The sequence below is a fragment of the Streptomyces sp. JL2001 genome, from assembly GCF_050917515.1.
Lineage (GTDB): Bacteria > Actinomycetota > Actinomycetes > Streptomycetales > Streptomycetaceae > Streptomyces.
Window position 1 is genome coordinate 3,838,943 of the sequence record NZ_CP169421.1, and the last position, 23,593, is coordinate 3,862,535.

Annotated in this window: 23 protein-coding genes and 1 pseudogene; 19 read left to right on the forward strand and 5 right to left on the reverse strand. The window is 71.5% G+C overall.

What is annotated here, in order from left to right:
- Nucleotides 1-80: 80 nt before the first annotated feature.
- From ACE1OA_RS17055 to ACE1OA_RS17075, 5 genes are all read left to right on the forward strand, one after another.
- Nucleotides 81-932, forward strand: coding sequence for a M24 family metallopeptidase (locus tag ACE1OA_RS17055; RefSeq protein ID WP_356601277.1), 852 nt, complete (start codon nucleotides 81-83; stop codon nucleotides 930-932).
- Complete coding sequence (locus tag ACE1OA_RS17060) at nucleotides 932-2,710, forward strand: SDR family oxidoreductase (RefSeq protein ID WP_432752999.1); 1,779 nt, start codon at nucleotides 932-934, stop codon at nucleotides 2,708-2,710. Before ACE1OA_RS17055 ends, ACE1OA_RS17060 begins: the two co-directional genes overlap by 1 nt.
- 226 nt (nucleotides 2,711-2,936) lie before the next feature.
- The gene (locus ACE1OA_RS17065; protein WP_432753000.1) at nucleotides 2,937-3,917 is read left to right on the forward strand and encodes a MerR family transcriptional regulator; all 981 of its coding nucleotides are present in this window, start codon (nucleotides 2,937-2,939) and stop codon (nucleotides 3,915-3,917) included.
- A gap of 126 nt (nucleotides 3,918-4,043) precedes the next feature.
- Nucleotides 4,044-4,586: an RNA 2'-phosphotransferase gene (locus ACE1OA_RS17070; RefSeq protein ID WP_356601412.1), complete on the forward strand. Its 543-nt coding sequence runs from the start codon at nucleotides 4,044-4,046 to the stop codon at nucleotides 4,584-4,586.
- Between the two features lie 36 nt (nucleotides 4,587-4,622).
- The gene (locus tag ACE1OA_RS17075) at nucleotides 4,623-5,075 is read left to right on the forward strand and encodes a hypothetical protein (protein WP_356601280.1); all 453 of its coding nucleotides are present in this window, start codon (nucleotides 4,623-4,625) and stop codon (nucleotides 5,073-5,075) included.
- A gap of 13 nt (nucleotides 5,076-5,088) precedes the next feature.
- Here the strand turns inward: ACE1OA_RS17075 and ACE1OA_RS17080 are convergent.
- Nucleotides 5,089-5,763, reverse strand: a pseudogene (locus ACE1OA_RS17080) (LLM class flavin-dependent oxidoreductase); the annotation flags it as partial.
- 29 nt (nucleotides 5,764-5,792) lie between these two features.
- Here ACE1OA_RS17080 and ACE1OA_RS17085 point away from each other — a divergent pair.
- From ACE1OA_RS17085 to ACE1OA_RS17115, 7 genes are all read left to right on the forward strand, one after another.
- Nucleotides 5,793-7,226 carry a recombinase family protein gene (locus ACE1OA_RS17085; RefSeq protein ID WP_432753001.1) on the forward strand — a complete coding sequence of 478 codons (1,434 nt, stop codon included), beginning with the start codon at nucleotides 5,793-5,795 and terminating at the stop codon, nucleotides 7,224-7,226.
- A 247-nt stretch (nucleotides 7,227-7,473) separates the two neighbouring features.
- Nucleotides 7,474-7,662, forward strand: coding sequence for a hypothetical protein (locus ACE1OA_RS17090; protein WP_125505406.1), 189 nt, complete (start codon nucleotides 7,474-7,476; stop codon nucleotides 7,660-7,662).
- A gap of 129 nt (nucleotides 7,663-7,791) precedes the next feature.
- Nucleotides 7,792-9,333 (forward strand): DnaB-like helicase N-terminal domain-containing protein, encoded by a 1,542-nt coding sequence (locus tag ACE1OA_RS17095; RefSeq protein ID WP_432753002.1) that lies wholly within the window; start codon nucleotides 7,792-7,794, stop codon nucleotides 9,331-9,333.
- 280 nt (nucleotides 9,334-9,613) lie between these two features.
- On the forward strand, nucleotides 9,614-10,885 hold the full coding sequence (locus ACE1OA_RS17100; RefSeq protein WP_432753003.1) for a hypothetical protein: 1,272 nt from the start codon (nucleotides 9,614-9,616) through the stop codon (nucleotides 10,883-10,885).
- Between the two features lie 215 nt (nucleotides 10,886-11,100).
- A complete protein-coding gene (locus tag ACE1OA_RS17105; RefSeq protein ID WP_432753004.1) occupies nucleotides 11,101-11,661 on the forward strand; it encodes a MobC family plasmid mobilization relaxosome protein in 561 nt (186 codons plus the stop codon).
- A complete protein-coding gene (locus ACE1OA_RS17110; protein ID WP_432753005.1) occupies nucleotides 11,658-13,370 on the forward strand; it encodes a relaxase/mobilization nuclease domain-containing protein in 1,713 nt (570 codons plus the stop codon). The genes ACE1OA_RS17105 and ACE1OA_RS17110 overlap by 4 nt, the downstream gene beginning before the upstream one ends.
- Nucleotides 13,371-13,422: 52 nt before the next feature.
- The gene (locus ACE1OA_RS17115; protein WP_432753006.1) at nucleotides 13,423-14,292 is read left to right on the forward strand and encodes a hypothetical protein; all 870 of its coding nucleotides are present in this window, start codon (nucleotides 13,423-13,425) and stop codon (nucleotides 14,290-14,292) included.
- Nucleotides 14,293-14,367: 75 nt separating this feature from the next.
- Here ACE1OA_RS17115 and ACE1OA_RS17120 read toward each other — a convergent pair whose 3' ends face one another.
- The 3 genes from ACE1OA_RS17120 to ACE1OA_RS17130 form a co-directional block, all read right to left on the reverse strand.
- Nucleotides 14,368-14,604 carry a hypothetical protein gene (locus ACE1OA_RS17120; protein ID WP_362166062.1) on the reverse strand — a complete coding sequence of 79 codons (237 nt, stop codon included), beginning with the start codon at nucleotides 14,602-14,604 and terminating at the stop codon, nucleotides 14,368-14,370.
- A 133-nt stretch (nucleotides 14,605-14,737) separates the two neighbouring features.
- A complete protein-coding gene (locus ACE1OA_RS17125; RefSeq protein WP_206302303.1) occupies nucleotides 14,738-15,307 on the reverse strand; it encodes a peptide deformylase in 570 nt (189 codons plus the stop codon).
- Nucleotides 15,304-16,275, reverse strand: a complete 972-nt coding sequence (locus ACE1OA_RS17130) for a helix-turn-helix domain-containing protein (protein ID WP_432753007.1) — start codon at nucleotides 16,273-16,275, stop codon at nucleotides 15,304-15,306. The genes ACE1OA_RS17125 and ACE1OA_RS17130 overlap by 4 nt, the downstream gene beginning before the upstream one ends.
- 144 nt (nucleotides 16,276-16,419) lie before the next feature.
- Between ACE1OA_RS17130 and ACE1OA_RS17135 the strand changes: the two genes are divergently transcribed.
- Genes ACE1OA_RS17135 through ACE1OA_RS17150 form a run of 4 tightly spaced genes read left to right on the forward strand, consistent with a single transcriptional unit; the run spans nucleotide 16,420 to nucleotide 20,394 of the window.
- Complete coding sequence (locus ACE1OA_RS17135; protein WP_432753008.1) at nucleotides 16,420-17,574, forward strand: glycosyltransferase family 1 protein; 1,155 nt, start codon at nucleotides 16,420-16,422, stop codon at nucleotides 17,572-17,574.
- Nucleotides 17,571-18,275, forward strand: a complete 705-nt coding sequence (locus tag ACE1OA_RS17140; protein WP_432753009.1) for a hypothetical protein — start codon at nucleotides 17,571-17,573, stop codon at nucleotides 18,273-18,275. The genes ACE1OA_RS17135 and ACE1OA_RS17140 overlap by 4 nt, the downstream gene beginning before the upstream one ends.
- Complete coding sequence (locus ACE1OA_RS17145) at nucleotides 18,272-19,507, forward strand: hypothetical protein (RefSeq protein WP_432753010.1); 1,236 nt, start codon at nucleotides 18,272-18,274, stop codon at nucleotides 19,505-19,507. The genes ACE1OA_RS17140 and ACE1OA_RS17145 overlap by 4 nt, the downstream gene beginning before the upstream one ends.
- The gene (locus ACE1OA_RS17150; RefSeq protein WP_432753011.1) at nucleotides 19,504-20,394 is read left to right on the forward strand and encodes a glycosyltransferase family 2 protein; all 891 of its coding nucleotides are present in this window, start codon (nucleotides 19,504-19,506) and stop codon (nucleotides 20,392-20,394) included. The genes ACE1OA_RS17145 and ACE1OA_RS17150 overlap by 4 nt, the downstream gene beginning before the upstream one ends.
- Here the strand turns inward: ACE1OA_RS17150 and ACE1OA_RS17155 are convergent.
- Nucleotides 20,358-20,852 (reverse strand): AAA family ATPase, encoded by a 495-nt coding sequence (locus ACE1OA_RS17155; protein WP_432753012.1) that lies wholly within the window; start codon nucleotides 20,850-20,852, stop codon nucleotides 20,358-20,360. The two genes, ACE1OA_RS17150 and ACE1OA_RS17155, sit on opposite strands and share 37 nt — an antisense overlap.
- Nucleotides 20,853-20,953: 101 nt before the next feature.
- Here ACE1OA_RS17155 and ACE1OA_RS17160 point away from each other — a divergent pair, with 101 nt between their 5' ends.
- The 3 genes from ACE1OA_RS17160 (at nucleotide 20,954) to ACE1OA_RS17170 (ending at nucleotide 23,500) form a co-directional block, all read left to right on the forward strand.
- Nucleotides 20,954-21,871, forward strand: coding sequence for an FkbM family methyltransferase (locus ACE1OA_RS17160; RefSeq protein WP_432753013.1), 918 nt, complete (start codon nucleotides 20,954-20,956; stop codon nucleotides 21,869-21,871).
- Nucleotides 21,872-21,962: 91 nt separating this feature from the next.
- Complete coding sequence (locus tag ACE1OA_RS17165; RefSeq protein ID WP_432753014.1) at nucleotides 21,963-22,442, forward strand: NUDIX domain-containing protein; 480 nt, start codon at nucleotides 21,963-21,965, stop codon at nucleotides 22,440-22,442.
- A 155-nt stretch (nucleotides 22,443-22,597) separates the two neighbouring features.
- Entirely contained in the window at nucleotides 22,598-23,500 is a 903-nt protein-coding gene (locus ACE1OA_RS17170; RefSeq protein ID WP_432753015.1) for an LLM class flavin-dependent oxidoreductase, read from the forward strand.
- Nucleotides 23,501-23,593: the final 93 nt, after the last annotated feature.

Here is a 23,593-nt window from a genome sequence, read left to right on the forward strand (position 1 = left end):
CCGCCGCTCATTGTCACATTCATCAGTGTCAAGTTACGGGCACGTAGCGCACACGGCTGCATACGGGACGGGCGGGTGGCATGGCCTCAGCAGGGACGAGCGAACTGACCGCGGAGCTGCGCGGGTTCAGGGACGTGCAGCGGCTGGCGTACGAGTGCGCGGAGGCCGTCGCGGCCCAGCTGAAGCCCGGGGTGACCGAGCGCGAGGCCGCGAGGATGCAGCGGGACTGGCTGTACGAGCGGGGTGTGCGGGACTGGTTCCACCGGCCCTTCGCCTGGTTCGGCGACCGCACCGCCTTCGTCGGCTTCAAGGTCCCGCTCCAGTTCTTCCCGACGAACCGGCGGCTCGAGGCCGGCATGCCCTTCATCCTCGACATGGCGCCCGTCCACCGCGGCTTCACCGCGGACATCGGGTACTCCGGCTGCCTGGGGCTCGACCCCCTGCACGACAAGCTGCTGAACGATCTGCGGGCGCACCGCGAGCTGATCCTCGCCGAGGTGCGCGAGCGCCGCTCCCTGCGGGAGATATACGAGGACGTGGACCGGCTCATGGTCCGCCAGGGCTACGCCAACCGGCATCGCGCGTACCCCTTCGGCGTCATCGCCCACAAGATCGACCGGGTCCGGCAGCGCCGGTGGTCCCCGACGCTGTTCGGCTTCGGCACACAGTCGCTGAAGGGCCTGGCGAGCGACGCGCTGCACGGTCACCGGGACGGCTGGTCGCCGCTCTGGTCGCCGTACACCTTCTCCGACCATCCGCCCCGGCCGGGCCTGTGGGCGGTCGAGCCGCACCTCGGATTCCGGGGCACGGGGGCGAAGTTCGAGGAGATCCTGGTCGTCACCGACTCCCGGGACCCCGAGCAGAGCGCCTTCTGGCTGGACGACGACCTGCCGCACGTGCGGCGCTGGAACGACGAAAGGGTGGCCGTGTGATGGCGGGGCTGAAGGGGGCGCGGGAGCGCTGGGTCCGTACGGGCGGGATCGAGCTGTGCGTCGCCGAACTGGGCGACGCGAGCCGGCCGACCGTGCTGCTCGTGCACGGATACCCGGACTCCAAGGAGGTGTGGTCCGAGGTCGCCGGGCGGCTCGCCGAGCGGTTCCACGTGGTGCTCTACGACGTCCGCGGCCACGGCCGGTCCACGGCGCCGGCGCCGCTGCGGGGCGGTTTCACCCTGGAGAAGCTGACGGACGACTTCCTGGCGGTCGCCGACGCGGTGAGCCCCGACCGGCCCGTCCACCTGGTCGGGCACGACTGGGGGTCCGTGCAGTCCTGGGAGTTCGTGACCGTCCCGCGCACCGAGGGCCGGATCGCCTCCTTCACCTCGCTGTCCGGCCCGTCCCTGGACCACTTCGGACACTGGATCAAGCAGCGGATCGCCCGGCCCACCCCACGCAGGATCGGCCAGCTCCTCGGCCAGGGCGCCAAGTCCTGGTACGTGTACCTGCTGCACACGCCGGTGCTGCCCGAACTCGCCTGGCGCGGGCCGCTCGGCAGGCGGTGGCCCAAGATCCTCCAGCGGATCGAGAAGGTCTCTGCCGGGGACTATCCGACGCCCTCGCTGCCCAGTGACGCGGCGCACGGCGCCTGGCTCTACCGGGACAACGTCCGTGCCCGGCTGAACCGCCCGCGTGCCGACGCCTACGCGCACGCCCCGGTGCAGCTGATCACCCCGACCGGAGACTCCTTCCTGTCCGAGCGGCTCTACGACGACCTCGCCGGCTGGGCGCCCGACCTGACCCGGCGCTCCCTGCCGGCCAAGCACTGGGTGCCGCGCACCCGCCCCGACCAACTGTCCTCATGGATCACCGAGTTCGTGCACCGCAACGAGGATCCGGCCACCAGGGCGCCGGCGACGGCGCCCAGGAGCACGGTGGATCCGGTGTACGCCGAGCGGTTCGGCGGCCAGCTCGTCCTGGTGACCGGCGCGGCGAGCGGCATCGGGCGGGCCACCGCCTTCGCGTTCGCCGAGGCCGGGGCACGGGTCGTCGCCGTCGACCGGGACGCCGAGGGGGCCGTCCGCACGGCGGAGATGGCGCGGCTGATCGGCGCCCCCGAGGCCTGGGCCGAGACCGTCGACGTCAGCGACGAGCAGGCGATGGAGAAGCTCGCCGCGAAGGTGCTCGGCGAGTACGGAGTGGTCGACGTCCTCGTCAACAACGCGGGTATCGGCCTGACGGGCTCGTTCTTCCGGACGACCAGCGAGGAGTGGAAGCGGGTCCTCGACGTCAATCTGTGGGGCGTGATCCACGGCTGCCGGATCTTCGGCGGTCAGATGGCCGAGCGCGGCCAGGGCGGCCACATCGTCAACATGGCGTCCGCCGCGGCCTTCCAGCCCTCCCGGGCCCTGCCCGCGTACAGCACGTCCAAGGCGGCCGTGCTGATGCTGAGCGAGTGCCTGCGCGCCGAACTGGCGGGCAGCGGCATCGGCGTCTCGGCGATATGTCCCGGCATCGTCAACACCAACATCACCGCGACGGCGCGGTTCGCCGGCGCCGGCGAGGAGGAGCAGAAGCGGCGGCAGAAGCAGGCGTCCCGCCTCTACGGCCTGCGCAACTACCCGCCGGAGAAGGTCGCGGACGCGATCCTGCGCGCGGTGGTGCGGAACCAGGCGGTGGTGCCGGTCACTCCCGAGGCGCGTGGTTCCCGTCTGCTGTCCCGCTTCAGTCCGCGGATCCTCCGGGCGATAGCCCGGCTGGAGCCGCCCGCGTGACCGCCGCGGCGCGGGCCGTACGGGTGGCCGCGGCGCCGCGGCCAGCGGGACGAAGCGGGCACGGTACGGACGTACCCGGCTTCGCCCGTCGGCCGTACCATCCCTCGCAGGAGGTCCCCGCGCCAGGCCGTGGAACATCTCGCCTCGTCCGCCGCGCCCGGGACCGCGGAGGGCCCGGCGGGCCGCGCCACGACGGGGTAGGCGGAGCACGCGGGTGGGAGCGGTCGTGTCGGAACAGTCAGCACAGTCGGCGGGGGCGGGGCAGCCGGCCCCCGCGGAGTACCGGATCGAGGACCTGGCGCACCACAGCGGTGCCACGGTCCGGACGATCCGCGCCTACCAGGACCGCGGCCTGCTGCCCCGGCCGGAGCGGCGGGGCAGGTCCAACGTCTACCGGGACACGCACCTGGCCCGGCTGCGCCAGATCGCGGACCTGCTGGACCGCGGCTACACCCTGGCCTCCATCAAGGAGCTCCTGGAGGCCTGGGACGCGGGCCGCGGGCTCGGCGGGGTACTGGGCCTGGTCGCGGAGGTGGACGGTCCGTGGACGGACGAGGAGGCCGACCGGATCTCCCGCGAGGATCTCGACGCCACGTTCGGAGGGCGGCCCGACGAGGACGCCGTCCGCGAGGCGATCGAGCTCGGCGTCCTGGAGCGGATTCCGGGACGTGAGGACGAGTTCCTGGTGCCGAGCCCCCAAGAGCTGGCGGTGGCTGCCGAGTTGCACGAGGCGGGCGTGCCGCTCTCGGCAATCGCCGGGCATCTGCGGGAACTTCGCGTCCAGGTGGAGCACATAGCGTCTCGTTTCCTGGAGTTCACGACCGAGCACGTCTTCGCCCGTTATCTGGAGCACCGCCCGCCCACCGACGCGGACGCGGCCGCAGCGGCGACGATGGTGCGGCGGCTGCGCCCGCTCGCGCAGCAGACGGTCGACGCCGAACTGGCGCGTGCGATGCGGATGTTCGCCACCCGTCACCTCCAGCAGCACCTCTCGCCCCATCCGCCACCGGTGCTGGAGGACGAGCCCCGCCAGGTGGCCCTGCCGTCCGCCACGATTCGGGCCGTGCAGAACCTGGTTGGCCCGGAGAGCGTGGCCGCGTTCATCGCGGCGGCGGCCGAACGGGAAGTACAGTCAAGGACATTGGACTCACTCGCCTCAAAAGGCAACAAAGACAATACACTTGGACAAGTCATGAGAAATCACTGATGAGTTGTCCACAGAATCGTCAATTAGCTTGTGGATAAGTCGAGTTCGCTGTGGATCAAACATCCATCCCGGAATTGAATGGTCCGGCGATCCGGCCTGCGGCATCCTGACGCCATGAACCCACCGATGGACGAGAGACGCACCGTGAAGGTGTCCAAGTACCTCTCGAAGCATCTCCGGCACCAGCCCGAACGGATCGGCCTGGTCCTCGACGCGAACGGCTGGACCGAGGTCGACGCCCTGCTGCGGGCGGCCGCCGCACACGGCTTCCCGATCACCCGCGCCGAGCTGGACCACGTCGTCGCCACGAACGACAAGCGTCGCTTCGCCGTCGAGGGGACGCGGATCCGGGCCAGCCAGGGCCACACCGTCGAGGTCGACCTGGACTTGCCGCCGGCCGAACCGCCCGCGTACCTCTATCACGGTACGGTCGGGTCCGGTCTGGCCGCCATCCGAGCCGAGGGGCTGCGCCCGATGGCCCGCCACCACGTGCACCTCTCCCCCGACCGGGAGACCGCGACCCGGGTGGGCGCCCGACGGGGACGACCGGTGGTGCTGAGCGTGGACGCCGGCGCGATGCACCGGGCCGGCCATGTCTTCCACGTGAGCGCGAACGGGGTCTGGCTCACGGACGCCGTACCGCCGGAGTTCATCCGCTTCCCCTCCTGAGCCCGCCCGGCGCGGCCGTGAGGCATGATCGTCGCCATGGACCGTCCGCATCTGCCCACCACCGAATCGGCCGTCGCCGCGATCCGTGAGGTCGCCCGGGAGTTCGCCCTGGAGATGGTCGTCACCGACGACATCGGCGCGGACCAGACCTCCCGCCGCACCTCCGCCGGCGCCTTCGCCGTCCTCGACCCGGACGGCTCCCTCCCGCACGAGGCCTTCGTCGAGCTGGGCGGCACCCCGGCCGTCACCGTCCAGGTCTTCCCCGAGGACGACGCGAAGATCACCGTCGACGGCGTGGACTTCGAGGACGTGCCGCGCGACTCCGTCCCCGCGTTCCTGCGCGCGGTCCACGGCGGGCTCGCCTATGTGAAGGGCCGCTTCCTCCCGCCCGGCTGGTGGCTGATCGTGCCGCTGCCCGGCGACGAGACCTACAAGGAACTCGTCCTGCGCGGCACGCTCAGCCCCTGGATGAGCGGGAAGGTGCGCTGACCCGGCCGAGCGCTCAGCGCAGCTGGGCGAGGCCTTCCGTGGCGATCTTCTCGAAGACCGCCTCGTCCGCCGCGAACACCGAGTCGGCGATCGGCATGTGGATCACGATCTCGGTGAAACCAAGGCCGAAGTGCGTGCCGGCGAAGTCCACGAACGCGTCGAAGGAGTCCAGCGGGCGGTCCGGCGTGAAGCCGGTGAGCAGGATCTTCTCCATCGGCTCGACGTCCCGGCCGATCTCCGCGCACGCGGCGCCGAGCTTCGTGATCTGCCCGCGGATCGCCTCGACCGACTGGGCGGGCGTGCCCGTCTCGAACAGCTTCGGGTCGCCCGTGGTCACCCACGCCTGTCCGTGCTTCGCCGCCAGCTTCAGGCCGCGCGGTCCGGTCGCCGCCACCGCGAACGGCAGCCTCGGGCGCTGCACGCATCCCGGGATGTTGCGCGCCTCGTCCGCCGAGTAGAACGTGCCCTGCGCGGTGACGGTGTCCTCGGTGAGCAGCCGGTCCAGCAGCGGGACGAACTCGGCGAAGCGGTCCGCGCGCTCGCGCGGCGTCCACGGCTCCTGCCCGAGGGCCGTCGCGTCGAAGCCGTTGCCGCCCGCACCGATGCCCAGGGTGACCCGGCCGCCGGAGATGTCGTCGAGCGAGATCAGCTCCTTGGCCAGCGTGACCGGGTGCCGGAAGTTCGGGGAGCCCAAGCCTTGCTCATACCATCGGTGCCATGCCCCGCCCCAAGCACCGAGAGCCGACCATCACCCCAGGTGAACCGGCCGCCCTGTACTGCCGAATATCCCAGGCCGACGATGACGACCAGACCGGCGTCGACCGGCAGGAACGCATCTGCCGGGAGATCGCCGAACGGCGCGGCCTGGCCATCGACCCCGCTCACGTCTTCGTCGACAACAGCCGCTCCGCCTGGCGGCGCAACCGCAAGCGCCCCGGCTGGGACCAGCTTCTCGAACGCGCCCGGCGTCGCGAGTTCCGGCACATCATCGCGTACCACCCCGACCGGCTCATGCGGCAGCCGCGCGACCTGGAGGAGCTGCTCCAGGTCTCCGACGAGCAGGAGATCGTGCTGCACGGCGAGGCGAACCGCCGGAACCTCTCCGACCCCGACGACCGGTTCATCCTCCGTATCGAGGTCGCCCACGCCTGCCGCTCCTCCGACGACACCTCCCGCCGCCTGAAGTCCGCGCTGGCGGAGCGGGCCGAGACCGGAATGCCGCACTCGGGCAAGCGGCGGTTCGGGTACGAGCCCGACGGCATGACCGTCAGGGAGGACGAGGCCGAGATCGTCCGCGAGGTCTTCGACCGCTACCTCAAGGGCCAGAGCCCGGTCGCCATCGCGCTCGTCCTCCACAAGCGCGGCATCAAGACCGTGTACGGCAAGGAGTGGACCCAGGGCACCGTCCGGGCCCTGCTCGACTCCCGCCATGCCGCCGGCATCCGCATGCATCGGGGCGAGGAGGTCGGCGCCGGGAAGTGGCCCGCCATCATCGACGCCGGCACCTGGGCCGAGGTCCGCGCCCGCCGCGAGTACCGATCCGCGATCCACCAGACCAACCTGGAACTGCGCCGCTTCTACCTGCTGCGCGGCCTGGTCATGTGCAAGCGCTGCGGCACCCTGATGTCCGGTACCAAGGTCGGGGCCGTGCCCTCGTACCTGTGCACACGCAAGAGCCGCAACGACGAGAAGAAGTGCGTCCGCCGCATCGCCGCCGTGAAGCTGGAGGAGTTCGTCGCCGAGGCCGCGATCGACCTGCTCGGCCGCCTCACCGTCTCCGGCCAACTCGCCTCCGCCACACCGACGAACGCCCTGACCGAGGCGGTGGAGGCTGACCAGCGGCAGCTCGCCGAGCTCAACCAGATGTGGACCGCCAAGGAGATCTCCACGGCGGAGTACCGGACGATGCGCAAGGAGATCACCGACCGGATCGCCAAGGCCCAGCGGCGGATGGTCGTGCGGCCGGTGAAGCTGCTCGATGGACTCACGGGGCCGGGGGCCAGAGCTGCCTGGGAGGCCGACGAAATGACGGACGAGCGGCGCAACGCCGTGCTCCGCTTCCTCTTCTCCGGCGTGGTCATCGACGCGTCGAGCAAGCCGAGCGGAGTCTTCGACTGGGACCGCATCGACATCGAGCAGAACCAGCTCTGAGAGCTGCTCGATGGGGCAGGGCCGCTCACGGCGGGCGGAAACATAGCAGCAAATCGCCGGTTAGGTAAACCGGGAATTCTCTGGATCCTTGGGGGCACTGCTGCGGCGGTCGACCTGCCAGTCCTCCGCCGGCGGCATGCACGTCCCCGGGTGTTGGAGCACTCGGGGGCGGCGCGATGTACCGACCGCCCGACGACCCGCGCGGTGCGGGGACTGCCATCCCCGCACCGCCCACAAGGAGCTGCCCGTGCGCCTGCTGCCCGAGGCGAGCACAGCACCGACCACCCCCACGACGACCCGAGCCGCACGACAGGAGGAAGCCCGGGCCCAGGCCCTACGACGCGTCTGCGCCGGATTCACCACGACGATCAGCCCGCACAGCGCGGCACGGCTGGCCGACCTGATGACCGCATCGCGGTACGAGAAGGCCGCCTGAGACCCGTACAGAGAAGCGGCCCCGGTGTTGGAGCACCAAGGCCGCAGCGACTCCCAAGACGACCGCCCAAAACGATCTACACGGTGCCGGGACCTGCCAGTCCGTATCGGCCCGAGACAAGGAAGCTCTGTGCCCCAGGGTACGACCCCGCAGTGGCAAGCACCATTCACTCCCTCCCACCCCAGCCCGCAGGACGCGATCGGCGTCACGGCCACCCCGCCTCACGACGCGGAGGCCGAGGCAGCCGTCCTCGGGGCCTGCATGTTCCAGGGCGCGGTCATCGACGAGGTCCGGCAGGTGCTGGAGCCGGGGGACTTCTTCCGGCCCGCGCACACCACGATCTGGCACGCCCTGCTGGAGCTGCGCAGGCAGAAAGCGCCGACCGCCGCGATCGCCCTGTCCCACCAGCTGAAGTCCACAGGCGACCTCACGCGCGTCGGCGGCCCCCAGTACCTGCATTCCCTGGCGACCTCGGCGGCCGTAGGGTCGGGTGCCTCGTACTACGCGGACATCATCCGCAGCCATGCCGACCTGCGGGTCCTGCAGGCCACGGCGGTCCGCGTGCTCCAGGGCGCCATCGCGCCGGGAGCCGATCCGACCGAGGTGCGAAGCCTGCTGGCGGCATCGCTGAGCGAGGCCGCCGACCGAGCCCGCCGCAGCTCGGGCGGGCGACTCCAGCGGTACGCCGTGGACGGCTGGTCGTTCGTCACCGACACCCCGGCCACCACCGAGCCCGTATGGGGGACGCCGGGAAAAGCGGCATGGGCCTCGGGTGAGAGCCTGATGCTTGTCGGGCCACCAGGCGTCGGAAAGTCGACGATCGCGCAGCAGATCGTCCTCGCCCGCCTCGGCCTGCTCGCCCAGGTCCTGGACATGCCCGTGCGCGAGGGCGAGAAGGTCCTCTACATCGCCGCGGACCGGCCCAGCCAGCTCGCCCGCGCCTTCACCCGTGTCGTGCACCAGGCCGACCGGGACATCCTGGGCCGGCGCCTGGTGTTCTGGTCGGGACCGCTGCCCGCCTCGCTCAACACCGAGCCGCAGCTTCTCGCCGAGCTGGCCGCCGAGCACGGGGCGGACACCGTGGTGATCGACAGCCTCAAGGACGTGGTCGGCAAGCTCACCGACGACGAGGCCGGCCTCGCGTACAACAACGCCCGCCAGCAGCTCCTGCGCGACGGCGTCGAGCTTCTCGAACTGCACCACCAGCGCAAGCAGGGCCCCGACGCCTCGCGCACCCAGCGCCCTGTCCTCGACCAGGTCTACGGCTCGGCCTGGTTCACCGCAGGCGCGGGAAGCGTCCTGTTCCTCAACGGCGCGGCCGGGGACCCGGTGGTCCACCTCCACCACCTCAAGACGATCGACGACGAGATCGGCCCGCTGCCGGTCGTCCACGACCACCCCCGTGGCACCTCGCGCGTCGACACGAGCCTCGACCCGCTGACCCTCCTGCGGCAGGCGGGCGCGAACGGGCTCACCGCCCGCCAGCTCGCCACGCAGATCACCGGCGAGGAGAAGCCCGTCGCGGCGGACATCGCCAGGGCGAGGCGTCGCCTGGAGAACCTCACCAAGAGCGGACACGCCGCCCAGGAGACCGGTGCCGGCGGCGGCACCGGGGGCGGCCAGGCGACCCGCTGGACGGCCGTCACCCGCCACATGACCGCCGTTTCCTGACCGGCGGACCCGTACGCGGTGCCGTACGCGCCCCGACCCGCCGAGGGCGCGTACGCACCGCCTCCGCCGCGTACGAATCTCGGGAAACCGCAGATCAGACGCCTACGCGCCATCGAACGGCGCATTCACACCCTTGGCGCGTACGCGCTGCCCCCTCCTTGGAGAGGGGGCAGCGTAAGCGCCCCGCCCTCACAGCTCGTGGAGAACCACCCTTGCTCGTTACCGCACCCCAGGCCGGCACCGCCCGAGAGCTCGTCGTCACGGCGACGGGAGTGCGGGCATGAGGGCCCTATCCAGCCAAGGCCACACCCGCGATCGGAAGCGGCGTCTCTCGGCCGCCGTCGTCGCAGCGGCCGTGGCGGCGCTCGTGTGCACCGCCTACAGCGCGGACACGAGCTGGCGGTTCGCCGCCCACTACCTCGACATGCGCAACACCGCCGAGCGCACCGCGATGTTCGCCGCCGCCGAGCTCGCCCTGTTCTCGATGGCGCTGATGGCCCGCCAGAACCTGCACGGGCCACGGCAGACGGCGGGTCTGCCCGGAGTTCTGGTCTGGGTGATCACCGCCATGCAGACCATCCCCGCCTACGCCGAGGCCGGCCCCGTCGGCGGCACCGTGCGTGCCTTCACCGGCCCCGTGATGGCCGCCGTGCTGTGGCACCTGGCCATGGGCATCGAGCTGCGCCAGCGGACCCCCGACGCCGCCTCCCGCGGACTCGCCGCCGTCCTCACACGGCAGGCCCGCGAGCGGCTGCTCGCCCGCCTGGGGATCGTCCAGCAGGGCCAGGGCGCCGCCGAGATCATCCGCGACCGGGCCACGCAGCGGGCCGTCGCTCTGGCGGCCCGCCTCGCCGAGATGACGCCCGGGCAGCGGACCGGACGGGTGGGCCGGCGTACCGTGCGCCGCCTGTCCAGGGCCCTGGCCCGCTCTGGCATCGACGTCGACCCGCGCCGCAACGAGCAGCTGCTGCGCCAGCTAGCCACCCGCCGCCAAGCAGCCGCCCTGGCCACCATCGACCTGCCCGGGCGCTGGACCCCGCCCGCCGGGCAGCCCGCCAGGCCGCCCGCAGCACACCCCGACCACTCCCGGGCGGACGGCGACGGGCGGGCGGACGGCAAGGGGCGGGCAGAAGACATCGCCCGTCCGCATCCGTCAGATCCGGGCGACGAGGAACCCCACCCAGGCGCCCGCCCGAATCCCACCGCCCGTTCCGGCCCGGAATCGACAGCCCGTTCCGGCCCGGAATCGACGGCCCGCCCGAATCGGTCGGCCCTGCCGCAAGAGGCGACTCCGCCGCCCACGGGCAACGGCCCGCACATCCCACCTGCCAAACGCCCCACGTCGAAGCGAAAACGGGCTGGCGGCAAACCGCGCGCCACCGCCGACGTCCTTCGCGACTACGCCCACCGGCTCCTTGACGAGCACGGCCGCCTGTCCCGCGACCTCCTGGAGCAGGCAGTACGCGGCGACGGATACACGGTCGCCAGCGACGACGCCGGCGTCATCGTCCGCGCGGTCAAGGCCGAGCTGAGCGCCTCCCAAGACGGCTGACGACCACCTCGCCCATCCTCCCGACCCTCCCGGAGATCCCGATCGTGACGCACGACCCCAACCACGCCGGCAACCCCGGCGTACTGCCGTCGCTGACGAAGTCGCCTACGCTGACGGAGCGTTTGCGGCTGGCGTTCGGACGGACGGCTCATGGCGGAGCCAGTAGTACCCCGAGTCCGACTCAAGGCCGGTCTTCGGGGATCTCCGCCCCGGGGGTGGCGGAGACGGCCCAGCGCCAGGGGGCGCCGGACCGGGCGGTCGGGACCGAGGGCGGCCCTGACCCGGACGCGCTCCACGCCGTCCAGCAGCAGATCCTCCGCCCCACACACGTCACCGAGCCGACGGCCGGCGAGCGAGCGGTGCAGAGCGTCCAGCCGGCGATCCGCCGTTTCACCGGCACCAAGCGGACCGTCCGCGTCGGCCCGCTGCGGTTCACCGGCGACGAGCACAACGCGCTCCAGGAGGCCGCTGCCGAGAACGGCTACAAGGGGGAATCCGGCTTCGCCGCGGACATCGTCCTCGCCTTCATCGCCGGCAGCTTCACGGCGAACCTGCCGTTGTCCGAGGACCGCCGCCGCACCCACATGTTCCGCGCCCAGGTGCTGCGCGAGCTCAACCGCATCGGCGTCAACGTCAACCAGATCGCCCGCGCCCTCAACAGCGACCTCACCCCACCCGACATCCGCCACCGTCTCGACGAGCTCCATCGCCTGCTGGAGCTGATCGCCGAGGCCCTGCGCGAACCGGCAGACTCCAGGAAGGACCTGGCCGCGTGATCGCCGCCATCAAACCGGCCGGGTCCAACACCCGTGGACTGCTGGCCTACCTCTACGGCCCCGGTCGCCACGACGAGCACACCGACCCGCACATCGTCGCCGGCTTCGCCATGCTCGGCATGCCCGACCCCGGACGCGACCCGGACGCCACCCTCACCCAGCTCGCCCGCCATCTCGACGAGCCCGTCCATCTTCGGAACAGCGAGTTCGGAAGGAAGGTCACCGACCACGTTTGGCACTGCCCCGTCCGCACCGCCCCCGAAGACCGTCACCTCTCCGACATCGAGTGGGCCGACATCGCCCAGCGCATCGTCGAAGCCGCCGGCATCGCCCCGCCCGGAGACGACCTGGCCTGCCGGTGGATCGCCGTACGCCACGCGGACGACCACATCCACATCCTCGCCACCACCGTCCGCGAGGACGGCCGCCGCCCCAAACTCCACGACAGCGGCATCCGCGTCGGCGACGCCTGCCGCCAGATCGAGACCGACTACGGCCTGCGCTGCCTGAAGAAGGGAGACCGCACCGGCACCCGCGCTCCCACGCAGGCCGAGATGCACAAGGCACAGCGCCTCGGCTGGGAGCAGACCAGCCGCGACTGGCTCCAGGACCGCATCCGCGCCGCCATCCCCCACGCCAGCGACACGGAGGAACTCCTCGCCTACCTCGAAGCCATGGGCATCGCGGTCAAACCCCGCCGCGGACCGTCCGGAGACCTCCTCGGCTACGCCGTCGGCCGCCCCGGCGACCTCAACAAGGACGGCGAACAGATCTTCCACCCCGGTGGGAAGATCGCCCCCGACCTCACCCTCCCCAAGCTCAAGGCCCGCCTGGAGACCACCGCGCCGGAGGAGCACCCCACCGCCCGCCGAGACCGGCCTGCCACCCCCTGGCACCAGGCCACCGACGCCCTCGACACCCTCCACCAGGGGATGGCCGACGACACGCACGCCCAAGCCCACATCACCGCGCTCGGCGACCTCATCGAAGCCACGGCCCAGAAGGCCCCCAACCACCTCCACGCCGAACTCCGAGCAGCCTCACGGGCATTCGCCCGCGCTCAGCGCTCCCAGATCCGCGCGGAGAACCAGGCCGCCACGACCCTGCGCCGAGCGGCCCGCGACCTCGCCCACACCGCCACCGGCCCCGACGGCAGCGCCCTGGCGACCCTGCTCGCTGCCCTCGTCTGGGCCACGATCGTCGCCGCCCGCTGGCACGAGGCGAAGAACCACGCCCACCAGAGCGAAGCAGCCCGCCAGACCCTCCACCACCTCCAGGCCGCCGCCGACCGAGCCCTCACACCCGTCGTCGACAGCCTCGCCACCCAACAGCCGAACGATCAGGCTCGCCGGACCCTGGCCCACGACGTCCGGGCTGCCGTCCCCGACCACGCCGACCGCATCCTCACCGACCCCGCCTGGCCAGCCCTCGCCACCGTCCTCGCCGAGGCCGAAGCCGGCGGCCACAAACCCCACCAACTCCTCAAGGAGGCCGCCGCCCAACGCGAACTCACCACCGCCCGCCAACCCGCCCGCGTCCTGATCACCCGCATCCAGCACACCAGCCGCAACCCCGCACCCAACCCCCGCGCCGAAGCCGCCCGCCGCCGCTCCACCATGGCGCCCGCGCCCAGCGCACATCAGGCCCGAAACCCCCAGCCCACCACAGCACCGGCGATACCCACCGCCCAGCGCCACCGACAGCGCTGACAACCACAAGGAGCACACCCTGAAGATCCACCCCGTCACCAGCCTGTTCCCGATGCTCAGCGAGGGCGAGCTGCTCGACCTCGCCGAGTCGATCAGGACCGAGGGTCAGCACGAGGACATCGTCATCGACGCCGACGGCGTCCTCCTCGACGGCCGCAACCGACTCGCCGCCTGCAAGATCGCCTGCGTCGAACCCCGCTTCACCACCTACACCGGCGACAACCCCACGGCACTGATCTTCACCAAGAACATATTCCGCCGACACCTCAGCAAGGGCCAGCAGGCCATGATCACCGTGATGGCCCGTTCATTTTCGGGACACTCCCTGCGTCGCGAGGCCAAGATCCACGGCCTCAGCCGCAGCCGCCTGTCCGCCGCCAACGTCGTCCTCAAGCACTCCCCCGACCTCGCCGAACAGGTCCGCACCGGCACCCTCAGCCTCGACAACGCCTACAACACAGTCGCCGAGCGCAAGGCTCGGGCCGCCGCCCTGCAGAAGCAGTACGACCACCTCCGCGAGCACGCCCCCGACCTCGCCGAGCAGGTCACCGAAAGCGAGATCACCCTCGCCGACGCCACAACGGCGCTGAACGGGCGGCTGGAGACGGAACGGCTCCGGCGGTACGTGATCAATGCCGACACCATCCGCATCGCCGATGGCGACACCACCCCGCCTCTGGCCGAGCTCGTCGAACGGGGAGACATCACCTGGCCCGAGGCCCACCAGCGCGCCGAGGAGTTCGCCGTCCACCGACGGGACACCATCCAGCGGTCCAGGCAGGCTCTCCATCTCATCGCCGAGAACTGGGGCGTCGTCCAGGACCTCTCCGCCCGCCCGAACACCGCCTACGCCCAGGAGATCACCAACGGCCTCAGCCCGGCTGCCCGGGCCCTCGTCACCCAACTGATCACGAGCAGCTGACACTCCGAGCACCCCGGCGGGGCCAACACCGAAACGTGTTGGCCCCGCCGTCGCTGGCTTTCCTGGATGGAGTGGTCAGTCGCCGTGGTTGAGGACGTTGCCGTTGGTGCAGTGGTTGAAGGTGTCGCCCGTCCACGCGCCACCCACAGGTACGACCGCCAGTTCCTGGAAGCAGACGGAGGCGGCGCTGAAGTTCCAGTTGTTGGCGGCGTTGACGCCGGGGCCGAAGTTGCTGTCGTCGTCGGCGTGAGCAGGAGCAGCCAGGGCGAGGGCCGCGAGGGCGAGTGCGGAGGCGGTGATGATCTTCTTCATGGTCCGCCCAACGACCGTCACCAGCCACAGTCACCGAACCTGCGCAGGAACCCTCCCGATGCCGCTCCGCATTCCCATTCCCGCTGGGTACGCCGACGCCGACGGCTCACCGCCCCTGTCGGCCCGGCAGGCGCTACTGCTCGTAGGCCCACGAGCGGCCGGTCTGGCGGTACTGCTCGACAGGAATCGGAGCGACGCCCGTCCGCATCCGGGCGGTGTAAAGCAGGCCGTCCAGGTGGTCGATCTCGTGGTGGATCAGTCGAGCGAGCCCGCGTTCGTAGGTGGTGGTCACCAGCTGGCCCTCCAGCGTGGTGGTCTCCACGGTGATCCGTAGCGGCCGGGGGACCAGGCCGCGGACGTCAAAGAACGACAGGCAGCCCTCGTACTGCTCGTCCTCGTCGTTGGAGCGGTCGGTGATTCGGGGGTTCAGCAGGACGATCGCCGGGGCGCCGGGGTCGGGGGGCTGGACCACGGCGGCGGCCCGGCCGATCGCGATCTGCGGGGCCGCGATGCCCATGCCCTTGGCGAAGGGGTGGACCTGCCCGATTCGCTCCATCGCGGAGAAGAGCTGCTCGATGACGTGCTCGGCTGCCTCGCGCTCGGCCGGCAGGTCGAAGGCGCGGGCAGGCTCGGCGAGGACGGGGGCTCCGTTCTGCACGACGCCGAGGCCACGCATCTGCTCGCTGGGCCGCACCTGGATCACCTGAACTCCCCTTGGTTCGCTTCACGTTCGGGTCGCGCCCGGAACCGCCATTCCAGACGGTACCGGGCATGGAGTGCGGGTGTGGACGTGCTCCAGGAGAAGACCCGCATCCCGTTCTCCTCGCGCTGGACCGGGGCCGTTCGCAGCGGTGCTGCCTCAGCGGTCATGGAGGTCTCGGTGCCCCACACCGCGGGGTCGAGTTCGGCGGGGAAGGCGAGTTCGACCGCCAGGTGCTCCGTGGGCAGGCGGACGGCGCGTTGGAACCAGCGGCCCCACTTCTCCTCGCCCACGGAGTAGGCGTACTCGATCCACACCGACTCGCCCGGGTAGAGAGGGAAGCGGCCCTGTTCGTTCTCGAACAGCAGCCACACCTCCTTGAAGGCGTCGCGGTCGTGCTTGGCCTGCCAGCGCATCTCCTCACCGCGGCAGGTCGCGGTCAGGGAGAGCTCGTCCCAGGTCAGCGGGTGCTCGCGGTAGTGGGCGTTGGAGCGTTCCGGCTCGCCCGGGTAGCGGTCGACGCTGATGCGGATCAGGTAGCGGGTGATCGGCTCACTGCCGGTGTTCCGCAGCAGCCGGCGCATCGTGAGCCGGTAGAGGTGCCCGTCGTAGTCGAGGCGGGCCGCGTCGTGCTCGACGACAATCGCCGAGCCGGTCGCGTACGGCTGCTCGGCCCTGCGAGGGGTCGGCACGGCCGCCACTGGCACCGCAGGAGCCTTGGCCGCCTCGTAGTCCAGCCAGCGCTTCCAGATGGCCTTGCCCGCGTTGAGGGCTTCCTCCGCACGGCGGGCGAAGTCCTCCGTCGGCTTGTGACGGCCCGATTCGACATGGCTCACGTAGGACGGGTCGAAGCCCATCCTCCGGGCTAACTCCCGCTTGGCCAGACCCCGCACCTCGCGCCAGTAGGCGACTTCCGCCGCGAACGCCTCGGCGGCCTGCTCGACCGTCAAGGCGTCGTCCCGCGCGTCCATCAAAGCCCCCGCCCTGGCCGTCGGATGAGATGAATGAACCGTGAGTGATCTCGATTCACCATTCTGTCACGGTCCCGGCTGCCAGTTTCCTTCCTTCACCGGCCCAGGTCGACCCCCGGGCCCCAAGAAGGAGGGTCCCCAGCGATGCGCGTGCTGTATCTGCTCAACGTCTCCAACTCCAGTCAGCTGTCCGCCGACTCCGGCTTCACCTTCGCCGACATGCTTGCCCCGGCCCTGACCGACGCCGGGGCAGAGGTGACCGTGGCCTCGCCGGTCCCGGTCGGCGACACCCGCGTGCACTTCGCGCCCGCCACCTCGCCGTCCACCAAGTACCGGGCCCGCTTCGACCCCGGCATGAACGCCCTGGTCACCCTGATCCGCGACTGGCGGCCCGAGGTAGTGGTGGCCAACCAGATCGAGGCCGCCCCCGCGATCCGGGCCGCACTCCTGGAAGCCGGGCTGGACGCGCTGATCGCCGGCTACTGCCACTACCTGCCGTTCTCCTTCACCGACACCGGCGTCCTGGAGCTGGATCCCGCAATGAACGACGGCAGCCTCGGTCGCAGCGTGCTGCTGGCCTTCGCCGCCGGCCTCGCGGCCTGCGACCGCATCCTGGTCCACTCCTCCACCGCCGCCTCCTGGACCACTGCGGCTGCCGCCCGCACCGGCGTCGACCTCGGCGACAAGCTGCACATCGTCCCCGCCCCCAGGGACGTACGGCTCGTGCGCGACCCGGCCGACATCACCCCGCCCGAAGGCCGGGCCACCGGCATCTACAACCACCGCCTGTACCGGCACTACGGCACCGCCCGATTCACCCAGCTCGCCCGCCGCCTCGTCGCCGACGCCCCGGTGCGGCTCACGGTGATGGACCTGTTCGGCACCCGCAGCCCCGAGCGCATCCGCCTCGACCCCAGCCCCGAACGGCACCTGGAGGAGCTTGCGACCACGGATGGCGTCACCATCGCCTCCGACCGCGGCGACCGCATCCGCTACCGCAACCTGCTGGCCGGCGCCCACTTCGGCATCGCCCCCTTCCGACCTGGCTGCCCCTGGTCGATGTCGGTGATCGACTGCCAGGCGATGGGCCTGCCCGTGATCGGCCCGCGTACCGGCTGGCTTGCCGAGCACATCGACCACGAGCTGCTGTTCGACACCGACGAGCAGGCCGTCCAGATCGCCGAGCGCCTCGCCACGGACGCCGAGTTCTACCTGGTGCACGCCAAGCGCGCGTACGCCTCCACCGCCGACCTCACGCCCGCCGTGGTGGCCGCCCGCTACCTGGAGGCGATCAAGTGACCGGCTTCGACGCGGTCCAGCTCTCCTACGATGAGCCGCTTGCCGGCTCCCTGCACACCCGCCTCACCCGGGTGCTGGGCGGCACCGTCAAGCGCCTGCACGGAGTCCGCGGGATGCGACGTGCCTACCGGCTCACCGCCGAGCTGGTCGACACCGAGCAGTTCTTCCTCGCCGACGGTGACTTCGCCATCGACCCCGAGTTCCCCACCGCCGCAGTCCAGCCGCTGGCCGACGGGGTGGCGATGCGGGTCTGGCAGGCCGTCAACCCGGTCAACGGCCTGACCTACGGCTACGGCGGGCTCAAGCTGATCCGCCGTACGGCGCTGAGGGAGATGGGCCAGGCCGTCGACGTGCTGGCCGCACTGCCCGGCCGGGTCGAGTTCTGCCGCCAGACCGCCGGGGTCACGCGGTTCAATCAGAGCCCGTTTCACGCGTGGAAGGCGGGCTTCCGCGAGTGCGCGATGCTCGCGCGCGGCAGCGAGTACGGCATGACCGACGCCTCCGCCCAGGAACGCATCGCCGCCTGGACGGCCAGCCGCGACGGCGAATTCGCCCCCTACGCGGCGGCCGGAGCCCGCGACGGAATCGCCTTCGCCCAGGCCGCCGCCCGCGACCCGCAGCGCTTCGAGGCGCTCAACGACCCGCCCTGGCTGCACCAGCACTTCACCACGCTGTACGGCGAGCAGGCGGTGACCGGATGAGCGCCGCCCCCGGGCCGCTGGTGCTGATCGAGCCGTACGCGCACCGGGGCGGCGGACACCACCAGCGCACGTTGGCGGCGCTCGCCAGCGCGCGGCCGGACAGCCTCGTCATCGCCCCGGGCGGCCTGAGCGAGGACCTGGGCCCGCTGGTGCGGGCCGGTACCCGGGTCGCTGTCGGTGCGGCCGGGCCCGCGGCGAAGATCCTTCTGGCTGCCGCGCGGGCGGCAGCACGGGTCTCCGCCGCCGGCCAGCAGGTCTTCGCCTCCCGGCGCTGGCCGCAGGCGGTCCGCAGGTCCCCGCACCAAGTCATCCTTCTCGCCCGGTGCCTGACCGAGGCCGCCTGCCTTCGCACCGCACGCCGCCTCGCCCCGAGGGCCTCGGCGGTGGTGATCCTCAGCGCGAGCGAGGCCCTGCACGGTGCCACCGCCCTGCTCGGCGGCACCCCGCACCTGCGGTTCATCCACGAGGCGGTCACCACCGAAGACCGTCCCGTCCGGTGGCTGGGCCGACTCGCCCGCGCAGGCGAGAAGCGGGTGATCGCGCTGTACCCGACCACCGCCGTCCGCGGCCAGGTCGCGCCAGCCTTCCCTCACCTTCGTGGTGAGGTGCGGGCGTTCGCGGTCGACGACGGCCGGCCGCTGACGGACGCCGAGCGCGACGGTGCTCGCACTGCCTTCACGATCCCCGCCGACGCGAAGGCGGTGTGCGTGGTCGGCGGCTGGTGGCCGTACAAGGACATCGCCACCGTCGACGCCGCCCTCGCCCGCCTCACCATCCCGCTGCACGTCCTGGTGTGCGGCGCCCCACTGGACGACGCCGTCCTCACGCGCTGGCACCAGCTCCCCAACGTCCACCTTCACACCGTGCCCGGTCCGGTCGGCGACCAGGTCCTGCGGCTCGTCTACGCCGCCGCCGACGCGGCCCTCGTCGCCCGGATGCCCGGCGTGGGCAAGGAATCAGGACTGGTCATGGACGCCGCCCGCCTCGCCGTCCCGCTGATCGTCTCGGCACACGACCCTGAGCTGACCGCCCGCCTCACCGGGGAACCGTGGGCCCGACTCTTCCCGGCAGGTGATCCGGACACCCTCGCCAAGACGCTGGACCACCTCACGGCCGACGCGCCCGCCCGCCCGGGACCATCGGCGCGCGGGGTCCTGGGCATGAACTCGGCAGCCGAGCAGGCCGCCTTCCTCACCGACACCTACACCCGTCTGACCAAGGAGTGCCGATGAAGCCGCCCGTCTCTCCCGCCCTGGTCGCGGTGGTCGGCCCGGTCGAACCGGCCCTGCTGGCCGCCTGGACCGCCCACTACCGCCGACTCGGCATCGAGCGGTTCCACCTCGCCTTCCACTTCCCCGATCACGTCCACGACGCCTGGCGACACCAGCTCCTCGCAGCCAGCCACGACCTCGGCATCGTCCCCGCCCGGATCAGCACCGGACCGTGGCACGAGCACACCAACACCCAGCTCCGCGACTCCTTGCGCGAGCAGGCCGGCGCCGGCTGGCACCTGATCGCCGACTCCGACGAGTTCCAGACCCACCCCGCCCCGCTCGCCGAGATGATCGCCCAGGCCGAGGCCGCCAGGCACAAGGTGATCGGCGGGCTGATGCTCGACCGCGCCACGAACGACGGCCGCCTGGCCATCTGGCGCCCGGAAACCGGACTGGACCGGGCCTTCCCGCTCGGCGGACACCTCACCCACCGGCTCCTCAAGGGCGACCCCCGCAAGATCGTCCTCGCCCACTCCTCGGTGACCGTGGCGTCCGGCAACCACTGGGCACCAGGCCACCGGCCCGACCCGGACACGCTCGCGTGCGTGCACCACTTCAAGTGGCGCTCGGGCGTCCTGGACGACCTGCGCCGGCGGGTCGACCGGTTCACCTCCGGCGAGTGGGCCGAGCACACCCCGGCCGTCCGCAGCGAGGCGTCCCGCCTACTGCAGCACATCGACCGCCACAACGGCCGCATCGATGTCGCCGATCCCCGTCTGGCCTTCCGCCGCGTCACCCTCGACCGCCTGCCGGACGGCTGGGCAGCCGAAGCCGCCAAGATCGCCACCACCTGGCGCCCCCACACTCCTCAGAGCCGCTCCACGATCTCCTCGCCCTCGCCCTGAGGCACTTCGAAGCGGGCGAAGAAGTCGTCCAGGGCCTCCGGCGTCACAACCAGTGCGTTCGCGTCCCCGCGCTCGTTGCGCTCCGCCAGCCTGCGCAGCAACTCGTCACGCTCCACCGGGAAGTACAGCAGCCGCCACCGCCCACCGGCCGACTCCACCAGCTCCTTCATCGCGTCGCGGTCCTTACGCGGCCACAGCCCGTGGTCCCACACCACATCCCGGCCCTCGGCAACCAGCTCGGCAAGCCGCTCGTGCAGCTCGGCGACGACCGGGGCCTCCTTCTCGAAGTAGGTGTTCTCCGGGTAGTCGACGCCGTACCGGCCGTGCCGCTCATAGACGACCTCGTCCACGGACAGCCGCACAGCACCCTCGGGCTCCAGCTTCCGCTGGGCATAGGTGGTCTTCCCCGAGCCGGTGAGCCCCACCAGCAGGAATACCACCGGAGTGCGCTCGGCCACCGCCAACTCCCCTCAACACCACCAGCGTTCCTTGGCCAGTCTGCCACCGCCGGCAAGCCCAGGACCCCGTTCCTCCTCACCACCACCCGAAGGAGCCGCCCGTGTCCGCCTCCGCACTCGCCCGCGCGCTACGGGCCTACGTCCGCCACGCCCCCGGAACGGTGGGCAAGGCCCGGCTCGTCGGCAGCTTCCTCGACGAGCACCTGCGCACCCACCCCGTCCGCACCACCGTCCGGCTGCGGTCCGGCGACAAGGTCGGCGTCACCACCAGCGACGTCATCCAGCGCTACCAGTACCTGTTCGGCGAGTGGGAGCCGAACCTGAGCGCCTTCCTGCGCGACCGGCTCCGCCCTGGGGACACCTTCATCGACGTCGGAGCCCACCGCGGCGCCTTCAGCCTCTTGGCCTCCCACGCCGTCGGCCCCCACGGCCGCGTCGTCACCATTGAGCCCTCCCCGCAGTTCCACAACGACCTGACCGCCGCGGCCACCGCCAACCACCGCACCAACATCCGGGCCGTCCGCTCCGCCGCCTCCGACACCCACGGCACCCTGACCCTCTACCTGGAGGACCCCGCCAACCTCGGCCACACCACCGCCGTCCGGCCCCGCCACGTACACACGGCCTTCGACGTGCCGACCGCACCCCTGGCCGACCTGATCAGCCGGCCTGAGCTCGCCACCACCCGCGTCATCAAGATCGACGTCGAAGGCGCCGAGGCAGCAGCCATCCGAGGGCTGCTGCCCGCGCTCGCGCACCTGCGCGACGATGCGGAACTCGTCGTGGAAGTCACACCCAGACTCCTGGCCAAGCAGGGCGAGAGCGCCGCCGACATCATCGACACCCTGCGCGAACACGGCTTCTACGCGTACACGCTCGCCAACGACTACGACCCGGCCACCTACCCCCGAGCCATGCGCCGACCGCAGCCGCCCGCCCGGTGCAACGAAACCCCGAAGGACATGACCGACCTGGTCTTCTCCCGCACCAACGCCGACGGCCTCACGCTCGGGCGCTGAGCAGCACCTCCACGTTCCAAGCGGCTCGGCCAGTCCGAGCCGCGCGCCAGGACCACCGACACCTTCCGGCACCTCGACGAGGAGTGGGCACGTGATCAACACCAGCGTGATGAACAGCCGCAACGCAGTCTGCGTGATCGTCCACGACAAGGACGCCGACACGATCGCCGCCGTGCTCTACGGAGCCCGCAACTGGTCCCCGCAGCCGGCCTGGACCCTCCCCGGTGGCAAGGCCGAACCCGGCGAAGCCCTCGACGAGGCCGCCGCCCGCGAACTCAAGGAGGAGACCGGTCTGCTCGTCGACCCGGCGGATCTCGCCCTCGTCCACGTCATCCACGTCGAACAGGGCTGGGACCAGGCCGGGCAGTTCGTCCTGTTCGTCTTCTCCACCGACACGTGGGCCGGTGAGCTGACCAACACCGAGCCGGACAAGCACCTGACGGCCGAGTGGGTCGCCGCGAGCCGCCTGCCCACCCCCGCGTTCCCGACCTCCACACAGGCCCTGGCGGCGTACCAGGACGAAGGCCCATCTTTCTCCCGCTATGGATGGTCGGTCACCGCTGCGCAATGAGCCGGCACCAGGGTGATCGGCGGGCCCGGCCGCCACACTGAGACGGCTCCGGCGGGCGCCGCCCACCTCGCACCAGGCCGGATCGCCGCAGCGTGAGGGCGTCACGCTCCGGAGTCGCATGGGAACACCCCTGGGTCCGACGTAGGCTCGGTGGCATGAGCCTGCGCCTGAGCACCGTGATTCTTCCCGTCGACCGCTGGCACGAGGGAGGCCGCGCGAAGTGGCAGCGCGCCGAGGAACTCGGCTTCCACGCCGCGTACACGTACGACCACCTCTCCTGGCGGACCTTCCGCGACGGCCCCTGGTTCGGCGCCCTGCCCACCCTTACCGCCGCCGCCACGGCCACGGACCGCCTGCGCCTGGGGACCCTCGTCACGTCGCCTAATTTCAGGCATCCAGTGACGCTCGCCAAGGAGCTGATCTCGCTCGACGACATCTCCGGCGGGCGGGTCACCCTCGGCATCGGGGCCGGCGGCAACGGCTTCGACGCCACCGCGCTCGGCCAGGAGCCGTGGACGCCGAAGGAGCGGGCCGACCGCTTCGGCGAGTTCGTGCCGCTGCTCGACCGCCTGCTCACCGAGGGCGCGGTCTCGCAGAAGGGCGACTTCTACACGGCGGAGGAGGCGCGGAACATCCCAGGCTGTGTCCAGCGCCCGCGGCTGCCGTTCGCGGTCGCGGCGACCGGGCCGCGCGGGCTGAAGCTCGCAGCGCGCCACGGGCAGGCGTGGGTGACGACCGGCGACCCGAAGCTGTACGAGGAGGGGACCCCGGAGCAGTCGGTAGCGGCCCTGCGTGGGCAGGTCGAGAAGCTCGGCAAGGCGTGTGCCGAGTCCGGGCGGGATGTCGCGGAGCTGGACAAGATCCTGCTGACCGGCTTCACCCCGGACCGCGGTCGGCCGCTGGAGTCTGTGGACGCCTTCGTCGACTTCGCCGGCCGCCACCAGGAGCTCGGCTTCACCGAGATCGTGATCCACTGGCCGATCCCCGACTCGGACTTCGCTGCCGACCAGCAGGTCTTCGAGCAACTCGCCTCCGAGGCCCTCACCCAGCTGAATTGATCAAGGGCCGTGCTGATGGCCACGCCGCTGCGTTCCACGTGGCTCCTGCCGCCGAACCACGTGGAGCAATCACCAGTGGACGGAGCTACGGGG

Excerpts from the sequence above, each read along its gene's own strand:
- ACE1OA_RS17130 (WP_432753007.1), bottom strand. The coding sequence starts at position 16,275 with ATGGACGCGCGGGACGACGCCTTGACGGTCGAGCAGGCCGCCGAGGCG.
- ACE1OA_RS17100 (WP_432753003.1), top strand. The coding sequence starts at position 9,614 with ATGAGGGCCCTATCCAGCCAAGGCCACACCCGCGATCGGAAGCGGCGT.
- ACE1OA_RS17115 (WP_432753006.1), top strand. The coding sequence starts at position 13,423 with ATGCTCAGCGAGGGCGAGCTGCTCGACCTCGCCGAGTCGATCAGGACC.
- ACE1OA_RS17070 (WP_356601412.1), top strand. The coding sequence starts at position 4,044 with ATGGACGAGAGACGCACCGTGAAGGTGTCCAAGTACCTCTCGAAGCAT.
- ACE1OA_RS17145 (WP_432753010.1), top strand. The coding sequence starts at position 18,272 with ATGAGCGCCGCCCCCGGGCCGCTGGTGCTGATCGAGCCGTACGCGCAC.
- ACE1OA_RS17085 (WP_432753001.1), top strand. The coding sequence starts at position 5,793 with ATGCCCCGCCCCAAGCACCGAGAGCCGACCATCACCCCAGGTGAACCG.
- ACE1OA_RS17075 (WP_356601280.1), top strand. The coding sequence starts at position 4,623 with ATGGACCGTCCGCATCTGCCCACCACCGAATCGGCCGTCGCCGCGATC.
- ACE1OA_RS17135 (WP_432753008.1), top strand. The coding sequence starts at position 16,420 with ATGCGCGTGCTGTATCTGCTCAACGTCTCCAACTCCAGTCAGCTGTCC.
- ACE1OA_RS17055 (WP_356601277.1), top strand. The coding sequence starts at position 81 with ATGGCCTCAGCAGGGACGAGCGAACTGACCGCGGAGCTGCGCGGGTTC.
- ACE1OA_RS17060 (WP_432752999.1), top strand. The coding sequence starts at position 932 with ATGGCGGGGCTGAAGGGGGCGCGGGAGCGCTGGGTCCGTACGGGCGGG.
- ACE1OA_RS17170 (WP_432753015.1), top strand. The coding sequence starts at position 22,598 with ATGAGCCTGCGCCTGAGCACCGTGATTCTTCCCGTCGACCGCTGGCAC.
- ACE1OA_RS17120 (WP_362166062.1), bottom strand. The coding sequence starts at position 14,604 with ATGAAGAAGATCATCACCGCCTCCGCACTCGCCCTCGCGGCCCTCGCC.
- ACE1OA_RS17150 (WP_432753011.1), top strand. The coding sequence starts at position 19,504 with ATGAAGCCGCCCGTCTCTCCCGCCCTGGTCGCGGTGGTCGGCCCGGTC.